Raw genomic sequence first — 15,260 nt, 5'->3', positions numbered from 1 at the left:
CCTGCGATCGTTCAGGATTGCGTGGGGGTGTAGATCAGATGACCGGCTACACCGCCCGCGCCGCCATCTTTTGGATGATTGATACCATCGGAGACCGGGACATCGGTGAAATCAAACGGCGAAACCCCCTCAAGGCAGGCGACATTCACCCCGAACTGATCGGGTTGTGAGCGGCTCTGATGAAAGGTGTAAATGCCGCAAACGGAACAGAAGTAGTGGCCCACCTCTTTGCTGTTGAAACGATACTCTGTGAGCTGCGCTTCACCCCAGGTAAGCTCCACTTTTGTCGCAAATACCACCACCGCGCCGCGCATCCGGCAAAACGAGCAGTTGCAGCGGCGCACCGTATTAAATCCATCCTTCAGCGTCACCCGGTACGCCACGGCGCCACAGTGGCATTGTGCTGTCATTTCATTTTGCATCGTGATCTCCTGTGTTGTGAAACCAACCAGCTTTCAGCCTACGCCAAAGCCTGGGATTTGGCAGCACCGGGTGCGGATTTGTCGACTATTAGTACAGCCAGGGCAAGGTGCGTTGATCGGGTTCGTCTGCGACACGATTTATTTCATCACCCCGTATCAGACAGTAATAAGCGTTATCTCTTCCGCTTCAAACGCCTCAAGCAGTTCTTTATCAAGCTTCTCTTCCACGACGAGCGTTGAGATTTCACGGCATTTCGCCACGCTGAATCGCGCTACGGCGGGGATTTTATCCGCTGTCAGCCCGACAATGATCTGATTGCTTTGCGCCATGGCAACTTTCTTGAATTCGCAATCCGCATAGTTAAAACCGGTCAGACCGGCCTCCGGACTCATGGCACAGCCGCCAATAAACGCCTGATCAAACAGAATCCCCTGGATCTGGTTGATCGCGGTTTGCCCGACCGCGCCGCCGGTGCTCTTCTGTATCTGCCCGCCCAGCATAATCACCTCCGCAGCAGGATGGTTGATCAGTAGCGCAGCAATATCGGGTGCATTGGTGACGACGGTGATATTCAAATCTGGTGATAGCGCCTGTGCCAGCGCCAGATTGGTCGTACCGGCATCAATAAAAATGCAGCTATTGGTTTTCACCAGGCTGGCACAGCGCTGCGCGATCAGGGCTTTTGCTGCGTAATCGTGAGCTTTCCGGCTGACAAAGCTGCCCGCCTCCTGAAGCTGTAACACCGCACCGCCATAGACCTTTTTACATAAACCCTCTTTACTGAGTTCATGAAGATCGCGGCGGATAGTGTGCTCTGACACGGCCAATTGCCTTGCAAGGTCAGCGCAGGCCACCCGTCCTTTGTCCTGCAATATCTCACGAATCAGCGCTTGTCGCTGCTGCGGGAAAGCTGCATAATCGAGCATATAAACCTCAAAATATTCACAATCGAGCTATAGTGAGCATAATCGTTCACTGCCGGGCAGGGAGTCAATAGCGATCTCTCGGTCCTGTCAGCTCTCCCCGACATCCCTCAAAGGAATGCAATGGCTAATAACGTCTCTTCCACGCTGGCAACACGCATCATCTTTTTTATAGCCGGATTTATCACCGCGACCTGGGCGGTGATTGTGCCTTTCGCCCGCGGCAATACCGGCGTTAATGAGGCGCAACTCGGCACCTTGCTGCTTTGTCTTGGCGTCGGCGCGCTGATTGCGATGCCGGTGACGGGCTGGCTGACCAGCCGCTTTGGCTGCCGCCGGGTGATTCTGGTCGCTGTTGCGCTGGTCATCATCAGTACGCCATGGCTGTCGGTGCTGAGCAACCCGCTGTTGCTGGCGCTGGCGTTGCTGGTTTTTGGCGTCGGCATCGGTGTGACCGACTGCGCCATGAACATCCAGGCGATTCTGGTGGAGAAGCAGGCGGAAAAGCCAGTCATGTCAGGCTTTCACGGCATGTACAGCGTGGGCGGCATTGCCGGGGCGGGCTTTATGACGCTGCTGCTGGCGATGGGTTTTAGCGTGCTGACCGGCTGTTTGCTGGCGGTCGCGGCGGTGATTATCATGACGCTGGTCAGCGCACCGGGCTTACTGACCTACGCGAACCCCGCTGAAGGCCCGGTATTTGCTGTTCCGCGCGGCAGCGTACTGATTATCGGCATCATCTGCTTTGCCGTCTTCCTGACCGAAGGCACCGTGCTGGACTGGAGTGCTGTCTATCTGACCGACGTCCGGGCCATTCCGGCGTCACTGGGTGGGCTGGGCTATACCTGCTTTGCCATTGCGATGACGGTGGCGCGTCTGACCGGGGACCGGATTATCTCATCGCTGGGACGTTTACCGGTTGTGCTGGGCGGCGCACTGGTTGCCGCGGCTGGCATGGCAATGGTGACCTTTATCGCCTCCTGGCCGCTGGCGTTGCTGGGCTACACCCTTGTCGGCGCAGGCTGCGCCAATATCGTGCCGGTAATGTTCTCCGCCGCCGGACGTCAGACGGTGATGCCGCAGGCGGTCGCCGTGCCTGCCATTACTACTCTGGGTTACCTGGGGGTACTGAGCGGGCCAGCCGTGATTGGCTACGTGGCGCATTACACGCATCTCGCTTTCTCGTTTTCACTGATTATGGCGCTGATGCTGGTTGTCGGTGCGGTCTCTCTGACCCTGGATCTGGGCCGTAGCCGCGCGGGGGAGAATGCATAAAATTACCCAGTCCGCGCTCCTGACAGAATTTCATTGAACGGGGCGCGGAGTCATCTTCAGGAGGAACGGAAGCGGCGTGCCATTACTCTCCCAGCCTGACCCAGCGGCGGCCTGCCAGCACCGTCAGCGCCACGATGGTGATGCCCGCAGCCAGATGCATAGAAAAATCGATGGCGTGCAGATGGTTATCGTGGCACAACGACAGCAGCATCGATGAGGTAAACGCACTGCCGCAGCCGCTCAGCGCCAGACTGCGCGCCGGATAGAGGGATCGGGTGCGCTGCAGGGCGAACACGGACATCAGCATCATCGGGACACTGGCCGACAGCATAAACAGATAGCAGTGCATCCCTTCACCCAACCGGTTCGCGCCCGATGGCGGTGCTGAAGATGACATATTGATCAGATTCAGCACCAGCCACATCATCGCCATCAGCAGCGGCCAGCGCAGGCTGATCGGTTTTCTGCCTGCAATACTCAGCGTAAAGGCTGCCGCCAGCGTGCTGCCCGCGATGATGAGTGACAGCAGCAGGGCAACCAGCGCGAAAAACGCGCCAGGCTGCGACCAGTCAGTGAAACGGCTGTGAAATGCCCAGCTGGTCAGCGCGCCACAGGGCAGGGCAAGGGCAATCCAGCCCGCAACGCGCCAGGCGGTGGGCCAGACGCGCTGCACCGGCTGGGCAGACGCGCTGAGCTGATTAATTAACTGGTCATGATTTCTCATGATGACCCCGTCCATATTTACGAAGGTTGACCATTGCGCGATGCAACAGAGATTTAACCGCAGAGAGCGACTGATTAGTTTCAGCTGCTGCCTGCGCCAGGCTCTGCTCGCGCAGATGCACGGATTCGACGATCTCCCGCTGGCGCAGCGGAAGGTTATCCAGATAACCGGAGAGGATATCCATATCGGCTGAGGACTCTGCACTTGCAGCGGGTTGTCGTTGCAGCTCTTCCTCATCCTGTACTTCCTGGCGACGGCCGCGATGGCGCATCGCATCAATGGCCCGGGCAGAGGCGATGGCAGCAACCCAGGGGAGTATCGGACGCTGCGGATCGTAGGTATGCCGCACCCGATGGATCGCCAGCAGCGTCTCCTGAATCACATCCTCGACCAGTCCCTCATCACGGATTTTTTTGCATACCAATGCCCGGATGGCCGGAACCATCGCTTTCAGTAACTGGTTATAGGCAGCTCTGTCACCCGCCTGCGCCCGGGCCATTAATGCTGGCCACTGCTGTGCGCGTTGATCAGTTTCTGGCATCGATCATCAGCAGTTCAGCACGCTGTCGCCGCGCCCTGACCACTCGCCAGGCAATCGTTTCATCAGTAATCTCAGGATTTATTTCCTTTTTCTGTTGCCTGATCCAGCGCTGAAATCACAATGCCAGGCGTCAGCACCTGCGGCAGTACCTCAGGTTTACCGCCGTCAGCCGGATAGACCACGTAGAGGGGTAATCCACCGCGTCCGAAATCGCTCAGCGCCTGTTCAACATCGGGATTATATTTGGTGGAATCCGCGACCATATAAATGGTGTTGGTTCGCGCCATCGCCGCTTTTACCGCCTGCGTCGAAAGCGAAGTACGATCGTTAACCTGGCAGGTAATACACCATGATGCGGTAAAGTTCACCAGTATTGGCTTGCCCTGACCTTTGATGGCATCAACGTTCTGGGGCGACCACGCCACAGCGGCGGCAGCCTGTGAGGCGGTTGCCGTTTCAGCCGGAGCTTCGGCAAACCTGTTCAGGTTCAGTAACGGCACCACGACCAGCGCCAGAAAGAATGCGGTCGCCACATGCAGCACCCAATGACGCTGTCCCATCATACGGCGTTTCTGCGCCATGCCATACAGCCAGGCGGCGAAACTAAACAGTAAACAGCAGGCCAGAATGGCAGCCAGCGCCGCCGATCCCGCCTGACGTTCAAGTACCCAGATCAGCCAGCCCACCGCGCCCAGCATGGGAAACGCCAGTCCCTGCTTTAACGTGATCATCCATGCACCCGGTTTTGGCAAAATTCGCGCCAGCACCGGGAAGAATGAGATGAGGGTGAAGGGCGCAGCAAAGCCCAGCGCCAGTGAAATAAAGATCACCAGACTGATCAGTGGAGGCTGGGTAAGCGCATAGCCTACCGCGCTGGCCATAAAGGGCGCGCTGCAGGGAGTTGCGACAATGATGGCCAGCGCGCCAGTCAGAGCTGAACCGACTAAACCACTGCGATCGCCTCCCACTTCGCCAACCCGCTGTACCGATAATCCTACTTCAAACAGACCGAGCAGGTTCAGCGCCGACCCAAGCATCACCAGAATCAGTGCGGCAATGACCAGCGGCGATTGCAGCTGGAATCCCCAGCCCACCGATGCACCGCCCGCCCTGGCCAGCAACAGAACTGCGGTCAGAGCGACCATCGTCACGACTACGCCCAGTAAAAAGGCCAGGCCTTCGGCTCTGGCGTGGGAAGGTGATTCGTGATGCCGGATCAGGCTCAGTGCTTTCAGCGAGATCACCGGAAACACGCAGGGCATGAGGTTCAGAATAATGCCGCCCAGGAAGGCGGCTGCAATCGCAGTCAGCATGATGTACCTGCTCTGAAGATGAAGTTATGCCGGATTGGCCTGGCGGTATTTTTTAACGGCATCCATCGCTTTCTGGATATGCGTATCAGGATTTTTATCGGTGAAGCTCAGCAGGATTTTGCCATCGGGCGCAATCACGTAAGAGGTACGGTCTGAGAGTTTCTGCCCTTTCATCTCCATGGTGCTCTTATATTCTGCCGCCACTTTGGCACCGGGATCGGCTGCGACGGTGAATTTGTCACGGCATTCAAGCTGCGAGAATTTCGCAATCTGATCGGTATTACCCGCCGTCACGCCAATGACGGTCGCACCCTGCTTTTTAAATTCATCGGTCGCTTCAGCAAAATCGTGTGCTTCCAGCGTACAGCCTGCACTGAAAGCAGCAGGGAAGAAGTAGAGGACAACCGGGCCTTTCTGCAGCGCCTGTTGCAATGAGAAGGTGGTCGATTTACCGGCCAGCGCGGCTTCCAGTTTAAAGTCCGGTGCTTTTTCACCGACCTGTAACGCTGCAAAAGCAGATGTTGCCGGAACACTCAGTGCCAGCAGCGTAGCGACGGCCAGGGTTTTCAGGGTGTTTTTCATTGGCTTTACTCTCTCCATTGACGAACAGACGGAGTTGTCTGACGTCCCTGATAACAGGTTCGTTTAAAAATGGAAAAAGTTGCGCGTTTGAGGAATTTTTTTCGTGTTTTTTTTATGGTGCTTAACCAGCCGTCCTTTATCAGATCCCTCATTTTTAGCTGAATCGAATAAAGCTAATGTCAGCAAATTTCACCTGATTCGCTGTAGTTATTCCTCTCTGGCCATAATCACTGTGATTTGGCCCACAATAATAGGGCTAACTCGCTGCCTTTTCCCAACAGGTGAGCATCATCACGTTTATCTTCAGTCCCATTAAGTAAATTTCCCTTACGGAATGAAAAAACGATTCAGCTAATGGGGTGAAGGATGAAGATTAAACTGGCGTTAACGGTACTGGCAGTGCTGGTTTCAGGCTCTGCAGCGGCAAAAACCTGGGTGCTGACGAGTGCTGAACAGGGCACCGAGCAGGGAAACTGGAAGATTTCCAGTAGTGAGCTGAAGTCTCAGGGCAAACCGTTCAGCATCGAACAGAAAGTCCTGCATGGCGGCAAGCAGGAAGGCAGTAAAATACTGACGATCCGCAGTGAGGATGGCCTGACGATTACGCTAAGCCCGACACGTGGCATGAACTTACTGCGTGTTGAAGGCTTTGGCACCCGCATGGGCTGGGATTCACCGGTTAAAGAGGTCGTCAATCCTGCCTACATCAATCTTGAGAGCCGCAACGGTCTGGGCTGGCTGGATGGTTTCAACGAGATGATGGTGCGCTGCGGCTACGAATGGACCGGCCATCCGGTCACCGATGAAGGCCGAATCTATACGCTGCACGGTAAAGCGGGGAATACGCCGGTTTCTCAGCTGGAAGTTGAAGTGGCAGATGCGGCACCACACGAAATCCGTATTCGCGGCCTGATTAAAGAGAGCACCTTTAAGAAAGCTGATTTGCAGACCATGACCGAGCTGCGTTACGTGCCAGGCAGCAACAGTTTCAGCCTGCATGATGTGTTAACCAACCATGCCGACTATCCGCACGATTACCAGATCATCTATCACAGCAACTTCGGCAAACCTATTCTTGAAGAGGGCGCACGCTTCCTGGCGCCGATGTCCGGCATCAGCCCGTTCAATGACTACGCGAAAGCCGGGTTAAAAGAGTGGCAGACCTATAAAGGTCCGACCAAAGACTTCGATGAGATGGTGTTCAACATCAAGCCGCTTTCAGACAGCAATCATCAGACCGTCGCTGCGGTAATAAATAAAGCGGGCAACAGCGGCGCATCCATTCAGTTCGATACGCGTCAGCTCCCAATGCTGACCTTATGGAAAAATACCGACACCCTGAAACAGGGCTACGTGACCGGCATCGAACCTGGTACCAGTTACGCCTATCCGGTCACCATTGAACGTGAACAAAAACGCGTGAAGCAGCTGCAACCGGGTGCCAGTACGGCATTTGATCTGACGTACACCTTGCTGCACAGCAGCGAGCAGGTTAATGACGTTGAGAAACGCATTAAGGGCATTCAGGGCGACACGAAGATTGATGTGAGCGAGACGCCGATAGCGAAAGAGTAACTGGAATGAATGAAATCCCGATGACGTGAAGTCGCGTGTCGGGATTTTTTTAGATTTGAGAACGGATTTTATGACTTACAGGCTGCCGCGCCATGGATATTGCTGGTCGTGAGCGGCACCATAAAACTGAAGCAGACGGATAAATAATCACTGATTTTGCAAATTTGAAGACCTGGATCGTGTAAGAGGACGCATTCGTACGTTGTGGCAGATTACAAATATGTCTTCATTTATCACAGCAAGGCATCAATGATGTTCAGAACAGTGTTTATAGCAGCATCGGTATTACTTTACTGCTGGCAGGTCCAGGCATCGCCGGGTTTTCGCCAGATGACAGTGTCAGACACCAAGGGAGATCCTCTGAAAGTAGCGGTGTGGTACCCGGCGATTCAGAATGGAGTAAGTGAAACTGTTGGAGAAAATGTCGCTTTTGTCGGCGTTGAGATTATCCGTAACGCCACACCCGTTTCGGGAACGCATCCACTTGTAGTGATTTCACATGGATTTAATGGAAGCTGGAAAAATCTTTCCTGGCTTGCTGCAGCGTTGGCCGCTCAGGGATACATTGTGGCTGCGCCTGATCACCCCGGTACGACAATCTTTAATCAAAATCCTGAAGACGCCAGAAAACTATGGCGTCGTCCTGGTGAAATATCCCGGGTAATTGATTTCGTCGGTCGATCTTCTGACTTATCTGGCACAGTAGATGATAAGCGCATTGCGGCTATTGGGCATTCTCTTGGAGGCTGGACAGTCATGTCGCTGGCTGGAGCGCGTTTTGATCCTTCGTTGTTCCTGAATGACTGTCAGCAGCATGTCCTTCGCGGTGACTGTAAGCTGACGACCAAACTTGGAATAGATGACGTTACTGCGCATAAACTTTTGTCATCTGACAATCTTGATACAAGAATCAAAGCCGTCGTGTCACTTGATGCTGGATTAGCGCCAGGTTTTACCCCTGCTAGCCTGAGCAAAATTAACATACCCGTACTTATTCTCGCGGCCAGTAATGACAAGCTGGGTCAGTTGCCTGCTTCTGAGGAATCTGAGTATCTTGCTGATAAAATGCGCGGATCATTGCGACAATTCAGTATCATCAAGGGGGCGACTCATTTCAGTTTTATGCAGTTATGTAAACCAGGTGCAGAGAAACTTATTGACGATGAAACGCCGGGCGATGGCATTGTTTGTCAGGACGACAAGGGTGCTAGCCGATCAGAACTACATCAACTGATAACGACTAAAATCACACTTTTTCTGGATTCTGCACTGAGTTATCACGCGCCTGCTGACGAAATAGACTAGGGGAGAGGCCTGAAAGGCGCTGGAATTCACGATTGAAATTAGACTTAGTCATGAATCCGCACTCCAGCATGATATGAGTAACGGGCAAAGAAGTGTTAAGCAGTAGCTCTTTTGCCCGTTCAACCCTGAAACCATTGATCCACTGCGATACATTACACTGTTTAACCGAGTTAACGGCTGCAGAGAAATTACGGGCGGGTATGCCGGTTTTCCTTGCCAGTAGAGCAAGCGTCAAATCGGGATTCAGGTAGAGCTCTGTTTCATGGACCTGTTTTTCGAGCATCATATATAACTCAGTCATATCTGCCGCTGGAGCTTGATCATCGATCTTGTCTGTTTTTTGCCCGATAACAGGTTCAAAGCGCTGGGATGAGTTTAAAAAGCCGAAAATAATCGTGCCGACAATGGGCAAGAGCGCAAGTTGAGTGATGAGGATGATCGAAGTGGCATGTTTTCCACCGCTGATACCAAAGTCAGTTGCAATGAGAAGGTCTGTCAGCGCGGAGAGACACAGAAAGCCGCCTGCGAAAAAAGTCAAAGTATGATGCTGAGCTATTGCGCCCAGAGTATTGAGCCTTATAGGTTTTCCACTAATCACTGCTTTTCTTAGCAGGGCGAATCCATAGCTGAAAAAAAGCATACTGAGGATGAAGTCAGTAGCAGGTGCCCATACCAGCCTGATCACTAGCGATACTATTGCGGGTACAAGCAAAATCAGTAAGTCATGTTTACGTCTTTCTTCACTTAGCGGGACGAAACTGTGCCATGCAATGGCAGGTAAAAGCATTGCAAACACACTCTGCACATTTCTCAAAATCTCAGAGTCATACTCCCAGCGGATCGTATTAATCGAAATAAGAACGATGCAGGCAGAAAGAAAACGCAGCGTGCCGTTGTTACGTTGTTTTCCGGAATAGATTGTTGCCATCAGCAACAGCAGAGAAAGAAGTGTAATGACAGGAAAAGGCACTGAGAGCATGGGTGCAGAACCAGAGCAGCAAATTTCCTGAATGATTACACAATTGCCCGCGGGTTGTCTTGTTTGACAGGGGGCGTCAAATGCGGAGCTGGTGCTTTCATAAAGCGAGATTTCGCCATTATTTCAGCACTATCAAACTGATTAGCAGCAGACAGGATAAGAGGGGATGACTTCGTCAGTGTTAATTTAACATAAGATAGATTATGCGCACTTAAGGTAAGGAGGTAACGTAGAGGCTAAAGCTCTAAGCTAACCTTATTCGGGCGCTTCAGACAACCTGCTGAAGCCCCTGTAGAACGGCCTCTGGTGAGGAATTTTCACGATCAATAAAGCCGTCGCCTCACCACCACTGTATCTCTCACGGCGATCGGTTCAGCATAGACAGCGGCGAGCATCGCTGGTTTAAGAAACGCGGTTCAGCCTGCACGCTGTTGCTCTCAACCCGTCGCACCCTGACACACTGCGAATCGACAGCATCTATGGCTTAGGCAATGAAGTCTCGTGCAGATGTCGCCACAAAACCTTGCCAGCATCATTTACCTCGAACACAACCGTAGAAAACCGCAGCGTGACCTCCTGACCCGGAAGCTGCTGCAACTCCTTATATACCACAGTGGCGTTTCCTTCACTCTCAGCAACCATCTGCATGTCGCAGATATCAATCGCTAAACCCGGACGTGCACCGCGCTGAGTGCGGAAAAACCCATTTAGTGTCGTGAAATCCAGTAAGGCACCGCCCGGTGTCACCATGGAATATGCAGGACTAAAACGCGCTAAAAGTTCCTCACAAACCTCATCATGTGCTTCTATGTTACCCAGCCAGTTGCGAATCAATTCGTGGGCGTCCAGTACTTCCTTAAAATAACGGTTCATTTTTGATCCCTTTTAAGCATAGAAATAACCTTCTGATTTGAAATGCGTAAACAGCACAGAAGCGGAATCACAGCGCTGAATGCCGCTATAACAAAACAGAGGTGATAAGCGTATTCTTCAGGCATGCCGCTATTCGCAATCAGATTGAACAGCAGGCAGACCAGCGTAACGCCGAGACAAAAACTGAGCTGGCGATTGATATTCCAGAGTGCGCTGGCATCAGCAAGTTCGCTGTCGGTGATGTGAATAAAAGCAGAACTCTGGGCCGTGCTGCTGCACAGGCTGCCGCCAAATCCCATCAAGGCGAAAGCAAGTACAAAGACTAAGGTGTCCGATGTCTGGCCAGTCAGCGCCAGCAGGCCAATACCCAGCGCCTGAAACAGACAGCCGGTGATAAATAGCGGGCGTGGTCCCCAGAGGTTGAACGTCTTACCTGTCAGACTAATTGCCGCAAAGGAAGCCAGAGACCATGGCAGCATGAGCGCGCCGACAATGCTGGCATGCATACCTAATTGATTTTGCAGGTATAGCATAGTGATCATACTGACGCCGGTGAACACGCCTGGTATAAACTGATAGATCAGCATTGCGGTGTGTAAGAGCGGATCCTTTATCAGATGCAGGTTAATGAGTGGATGGCTTTTTCGAAGTGCGTCCCACACATAGCCCGCCAGAGTAAGGACGCCAGCAAGCAGCATCATCGCCCCCTGATAAAGCCTGTCAGCATCGCCCAGGTAAGTCAGCCCGAGAAGGATCAGCGTGAGCGCGGTACAACCACTGACTAAACCCACCAGGTCCAGCGGTTCAGATGAGTTCGCCGGTCTGTCTGCTTTGAGCCAGCATCCCGCCAGCAGCAATGCCCCAACTGCGAGCGGCAGGCTCACAAGAAAAACCCAACGCCAGCTAAGGCTCTCAACCACTATTCCACCAATAGCTGGCGACAAGGCGGGTGCCAGCAATGCAATTAACATCACGACTGACGATAACTTCGCACGTTCATTGCTCCTGTATAACGCATAGGTCATCGTCTGACCGATGGGTATCAACAGTCCGCCGCCGATGCCCTGTATCCATCGGAAGGCGATGAGCTGAGAAACTGACGCTGATGCCCCCACACCACAGGTGCCCGCAATGAAAATAAGCAGTGAGAGCATGAACAGACGTTTTGCGCCCATGCGCCGTACCAGCCAGCTACTGAGCGGTATGACCAGCGTCAGGCCTAAGATGTAGCCATTACTGATCCATGCCAGCTGGCTAACGGGGGCATCAAAATGTCTGCCAATCTCTGGATAAGCAACATTGGCGATAAACATGTTGACCAGATCAATAAAAAATCCCAGCAAATAGACACTGGCTACGCGCACACGATAGCTCATTTTTTTCCCAGACAGATCAGCGTAAGGCGCGCAGTATAGGTGCTTAAATTATCGGGATAAATTCACTTTCTGTTGTTACACTGTCAAAGATATTTTGACAGTAAGCTGTCGTTTAAGGGTTAACGATGATCAATATGCAACGGCTGGGGATCTTTGTCGCGGTAGTCGAGGCAGGCAGTTTCACAGGTGCAGCTCAGACACTCGGGTTAACTAAAGCCGTTGTGAGTTTCAATATTAAACATCTCGAAGAGGAGCTGGGTGTCTCGTTACTCATCAGGAGCACCAGACGTGTTTCAGCCACGGATACGGGTGAAAGATTTTATCATCGTTGCCTTCAGCTTCTTCAGGATGCGGAAAGCGTATTAGAGGATGTGAGAAGTGATCACGCTGGATTAAGCGGGACACTCCGGATCACAACCACTCTGGAATATGGCGCTCGTGTGATCGTCCCTGCCCTTGCTGACTTTGCAGCCCAACACCCGCAGTTACGCATACATCACGTCTCTTCATCAAAAAATGACGACCTGATTGCCGGCCGCTTCGATGTGGCGATACGACTTGGGCATCTTGCCGATTCCAGTCATCACGCCCGCCTTATCGATCAGTTTGATATCCTGGCAATCGCTGCACCTTGTTATCTCAACAGCCTGAATGAAGCGTCTATCCGGGATCTTTCACATCTCGCGTCAGCAAAATGGATTGCGCATAGCCGTTTATCGACGCCACTCAGCTGGCAGGTGATCACGCCCGAAGGCGAGTCTGTGCTGATGAGCGCATTTCAGCCTGCCATGATCACGGCTGACAGTGCCTCTTCTTTACTCGCTTTTGCTTTAGCCGGTGCTGGCGTGGCGATTCTGCCCGCCTGGCTGGTACAGGATGAAATTGATAAAGGTGGATTAGTACGGCTACTGCCCGATCATCAATTCCCCCGTCAGGGAATTTACGCGCTCTACCCTAATACTCGTCATGTGCCAGAAAAAGTACGCGCGTTTATAGATTTCCTGCATGAACGTTTAGCGCTGTACAGCAGAAAATAAGCGCATCCATCACATTATTCTGATGGGCTAAGCGTTAATTTATCTCAACTGATTTAAATCCCATAAACTTTATTTTATGCAGGGCGGGAAGGTAAATATTTACTGTCTGGCTAATGACAATTCAGTTTAACGCAGGCGCATTACTTAATTCCCTGTCATGATAAATCACTGCTGCGCGATAATCTAAAAACTGGCGCTGGGGCTTGTCTTGTTATCCCATCCCCAGCGCCTGCGGCTTCAGGCCCAGACCTGCGCCACACCCTGGTATGGCTCAGTCATTTGATGCACAGTATTAAGTAAAAATTAACGCCGTATAAATAATTCGCACAGTACCTTAATAACATAAGATTTTAATCTGGATGATTGCGGTTTATTCGCTGGCAGGAAAACAGGTCGCATGTTATTAAATTTGAATGTCGCGCTTAAATTCACTTGCATCCGGGAATTAAAACATGAAAAAGAGCTTATCCCTCGCATTACTGTTTTCGCTCACAACAGTTAGTCACGCGGCACTGGCGCAGCAGACCCTGCGCTTTGGCGTTGACCCTACGTTCCCGCCGTTTGAATTCAAGGCGGCTGATGGATCATTGCAGGGCTTTGATGTTGATCTGGGCAATGCCATCTGCGCTCAGGCAAAGGTGAAGTGCCAGTGGGTGCAAATGGGTTTTGATAGCAGCATCCCTGCCCTGCAGGCGAAGAAATTTGATGCCATCCTGTCAGCGATGTCGATGACCGATAAGCGTCGTCAGCAGGTGGCTTTCAGCGATATGTTGTACAACACGCCCAGTGCTTTACTGGCACCGGCTGCCAGCACGCTGACGACCGATGTTGCCTCATTGCGCGGTAAGACGATCGGTGTGGCACAGGGCACCATCCAGGAAACCTATGCCAAAACCAAATGGGAGCCGGAGGGCGTTAAAGTCATCTCCTATCCTAACCAGATGGAAGTTTATCCGGATCTGGTCGCCGGGCGTCTTGATGGCAGCCTGGCCAATGCGGTCTCTGCTGAACAGGGATTCCTGACCTCAGCCGAAGGCAAGCCGTACGCCATCAAAGGGACCCTGGTGGATAAAGTGATTTTTGGTGATGGCGTGGGTATCGCGCTACGCAAAGAAGATGAGGCAAACCTGAAGATGATTAACGCGGCACTGGCGGAGATGCATAAAAACGGGACTTATGACCAGCTCACCAAAAAATATTTTAAATTCAGTGTTTATCCCTGATCCGCACAACGTGAAGAATCGCAGGAGTATGAAGACTATGGCGTTGCCCGACTACCACGTTCAGCGCGCGCGGTTTATGGCAGCGGCGCAGAGCAAAGGTGCTGAGACGACCTCTTATCCGCATCCTCTGCCTGGTCCTCTGGGAGAAGCTCTGTATACAGACGTGGCACGGATAGGACCGGCCAGCGCATCACGTCTGATGCTGGTCGTTTCCGGCACTCACGGCGTTGAAGGCTATTATGGTTCCGATTGCCAGATAGCCTGGCTCGAGACGCTGGATGAAAAAGCGTTGCCCGCTGATACCGCGCTGTTGCTGATTCATCTGCTCAATCCATGGGGCGCGGCGCATTTACGGCGCGTGAACGAAGACAATATTGATCTGAACCGTAACTTTATCGATTTCAGTCAGCCACCTCCTGCTAACCCGGATTATGCACAGTGGCACGATATTTTTCATGGCGACCGTGCAAGCGCCGATCGGCAACTGGCCGACGCACTCGAGGGCGCGGGCTGGCAGGCGGTTAAACGTGTCACAGAAGCCGGACAGTATAGTTTTGCTGACGGCTTTTTTTTCGGCGGTGAGAAGCCCTGCTGGTCACACCTTACGATGGCGGCAATCGTTGAACAGCATCTCTCTGTGGTGAAAACCATCATCAGCTTTGACCTTCATACCGGGGCTGGCGCATGGGGGCATCCGATGCTGCTCTCTATTGCGGAGCAGCGTTATCCGGCGCATGACTGGGGCAAAGTCATTTACGGTGAGTGGCTGACCTTATTGTTTACTGGCGCCGGACGTGACAGCGTAACTGGTGTGACAGCAACGGCAACAGGCTATCTGTCGCACTATCTGCTGACATCGCTGGCTGACACCCGGATTTTGCCTCTGGTGGTGGAATGCGGGACTTACGATGGGCAGGATATGCATCAGCGGGTGCGTGAAGATCACTGGCTGCACCTCTATGGCGACCCTGCCAGTGCGGGCGGCCAGGTGATAAAGCAGCAACTGGTCGAGGGGTTCTGGCCAGAAGATGCGGACTGGCGTGCATTGGTGGCTTTCCGCACGCAGCAAATCTTTCTGCGCGGCTGGCGTGCCCTTGCAGACACGCCATGA

At 52.8% G+C, this 15,260-nt stretch carries 15 protein-coding genes; 6 read left to right on the top strand and 9 right to left on the bottom strand.

All coding sequences use genetic code 11. The features are described 5' to 3' along the window. Window positions 1-11 precede the first annotated feature (11 nt). Window positions 12-422: a GFA family protein gene (locus ACX8ZY_RS20655; RefSeq protein ID WP_158132307.1), complete on the bottom strand. Its 411-nt coding sequence runs from the start codon at window positions 420-422 to the stop codon at window positions 12-14. A 156-nt stretch (window positions 423-578) separates the two neighbouring features. After that, window positions 579-1,349, bottom strand: a complete 771-nt coding sequence (locus ACX8ZY_RS20650; protein WP_421665504.1) for a DeoR/GlpR family DNA-binding transcription regulator — start codon at window positions 1,347-1,349, stop codon at window positions 579-581. Window positions 1,350-1,469: 120 nt separating this feature from the next. On the opposite strand from ACX8ZY_RS20650, the gene ACX8ZY_RS20645 reads away from it, so the two are divergent. After that, window positions 1,470-2,621, top strand: a complete 1,152-nt coding sequence (locus tag ACX8ZY_RS20645; RefSeq protein WP_060679147.1) for an MFS transporter — start codon at window positions 1,470-1,472, stop codon at window positions 2,619-2,621. Between the two features lie 82 nt (window positions 2,622-2,703). Here ACX8ZY_RS20645 and ACX8ZY_RS20640 read toward each other — a convergent pair whose 3' ends face one another. The 4 genes from ACX8ZY_RS20640 to ACX8ZY_RS20625 form a co-directional block, all read right to left on the bottom strand. Further along, on the bottom strand, window positions 2,704-3,345 hold the full coding sequence (locus ACX8ZY_RS20640; RefSeq protein ID WP_421665503.1) for a DUF1109 domain-containing protein: 642 nt from the start codon (window positions 3,343-3,345) through the stop codon (window positions 2,704-2,706). Further along, the gene (locus tag ACX8ZY_RS20635; protein ID WP_421665502.1) at window positions 3,332-3,886 is read right to left on the bottom strand and encodes a sigma-70 family RNA polymerase sigma factor; all 555 of its coding nucleotides are present in this window, start codon (window positions 3,884-3,886) and stop codon (window positions 3,332-3,334) included. Before ACX8ZY_RS20635 ends, ACX8ZY_RS20640 begins: the two co-directional genes overlap by 14 nt. A 71-nt stretch (window positions 3,887-3,957) precedes the next feature. Further along, entirely contained in the window at window positions 3,958-5,199 is a 1,242-nt protein-coding gene (locus ACX8ZY_RS20630) for a protein-disulfide reductase DsbD family protein (protein ID WP_158132312.1), read from the bottom strand. A 24-nt stretch (window positions 5,200-5,223) separates the two neighbouring features. Next, entirely contained in the window at window positions 5,224-5,781 is a 558-nt protein-coding gene (locus ACX8ZY_RS20625; protein ID WP_010670341.1) for a peroxiredoxin, read from the bottom strand. 366 nt (window positions 5,782-6,147) lie between these two features. Between ACX8ZY_RS20625 and ACX8ZY_RS20620 the strand changes: the two genes are divergently transcribed. Then, the gene (locus tag ACX8ZY_RS20620; RefSeq protein ID WP_022624311.1) at window positions 6,148-7,356 is read left to right on the top strand and encodes an aldose 1-epimerase family protein; all 1,209 of its coding nucleotides are present in this window, start codon (window positions 6,148-6,150) and stop codon (window positions 7,354-7,356) included. A gap of 249 nt (window positions 7,357-7,605) precedes the next feature. Next, window positions 7,606-8,661, top strand: a complete 1,056-nt coding sequence (locus ACX8ZY_RS20615; RefSeq protein ID WP_080701293.1) for an alpha/beta hydrolase family protein — start codon at window positions 7,606-7,608, stop codon at window positions 8,659-8,661. On the opposite strand, the gene ACX8ZY_RS20610 is transcribed toward ACX8ZY_RS20615, so the two are convergent. The 3 genes from ACX8ZY_RS20610 to ACX8ZY_RS20600 all read right to left on the bottom strand — a co-directional run bounded on the left by ACX8ZY_RS20610 (window position 8,603) and on the right by ACX8ZY_RS20600 (window position 11,889). Beyond that, window positions 8,603-9,589 carry a helix-turn-helix domain-containing protein gene (locus ACX8ZY_RS20610; RefSeq protein ID WP_223564392.1) on the bottom strand — a complete coding sequence of 329 codons (987 nt, stop codon included), beginning with the start codon at window positions 9,587-9,589 and terminating at the stop codon, window positions 8,603-8,605. The two genes, ACX8ZY_RS20615 and ACX8ZY_RS20610, sit on opposite strands and share 59 nt — an antisense overlap. 528 nt (window positions 9,590-10,117) lie before the next feature. Continuing rightward, on the bottom strand, window positions 10,118-10,513 hold the full coding sequence (locus tag ACX8ZY_RS20605) for a hypothetical protein (protein WP_010670345.1): 396 nt from the start codon (window positions 10,511-10,513) through the stop codon (window positions 10,118-10,120). Then, window positions 10,510-11,889 carry an MFS transporter gene (locus ACX8ZY_RS20600; protein ID WP_425021209.1) on the bottom strand — a complete coding sequence of 460 codons (1,380 nt, stop codon included), beginning with the start codon at window positions 11,887-11,889 and terminating at the stop codon, window positions 10,510-10,512. The genes ACX8ZY_RS20605 and ACX8ZY_RS20600 overlap by 4 nt, the downstream gene beginning before the upstream one ends. Window positions 11,890-12,014: 125 nt before the next feature. Here ACX8ZY_RS20600 and ACX8ZY_RS20595 point away from each other — a divergent pair, with 125 nt between their 5' ends. The 3 genes from ACX8ZY_RS20595 to ACX8ZY_RS20585 all read left to right on the top strand — a co-directional run bounded on the left by ACX8ZY_RS20595 (window position 12,015) and on the right by ACX8ZY_RS20585 (window position 15,260). Further along, window positions 12,015-12,926: a LysR family transcriptional regulator gene (locus tag ACX8ZY_RS20595; protein ID WP_158149899.1), complete on the top strand. Its 912-nt coding sequence runs from the start codon at window positions 12,015-12,017 to the stop codon at window positions 12,924-12,926. Between the two features lie 452 nt (window positions 12,927-13,378). Further along, window positions 13,379-14,149: an ABC transporter substrate-binding protein gene (locus ACX8ZY_RS20590; RefSeq protein WP_158149898.1), complete on the top strand. Its 771-nt coding sequence runs from the start codon at window positions 13,379-13,381 to the stop codon at window positions 14,147-14,149. A 37-nt stretch (window positions 14,150-14,186) separates the two neighbouring features. Further along, window positions 14,187-15,260 carry a DUF2817 domain-containing protein gene (locus ACX8ZY_RS20585; protein WP_336999205.1) on the top strand — a complete coding sequence of 358 codons (1,074 nt, stop codon included), beginning with the start codon at window positions 14,187-14,189 and terminating at the stop codon, window positions 15,258-15,260.

The organism is Pantoea sp. XAF26B01_ASV70, from assembly GCF_054512635.1.
Note: the sequence above shows the minus strand (reverse complement) of the source record. Positions and strands in the feature narration are given on the sequence as shown.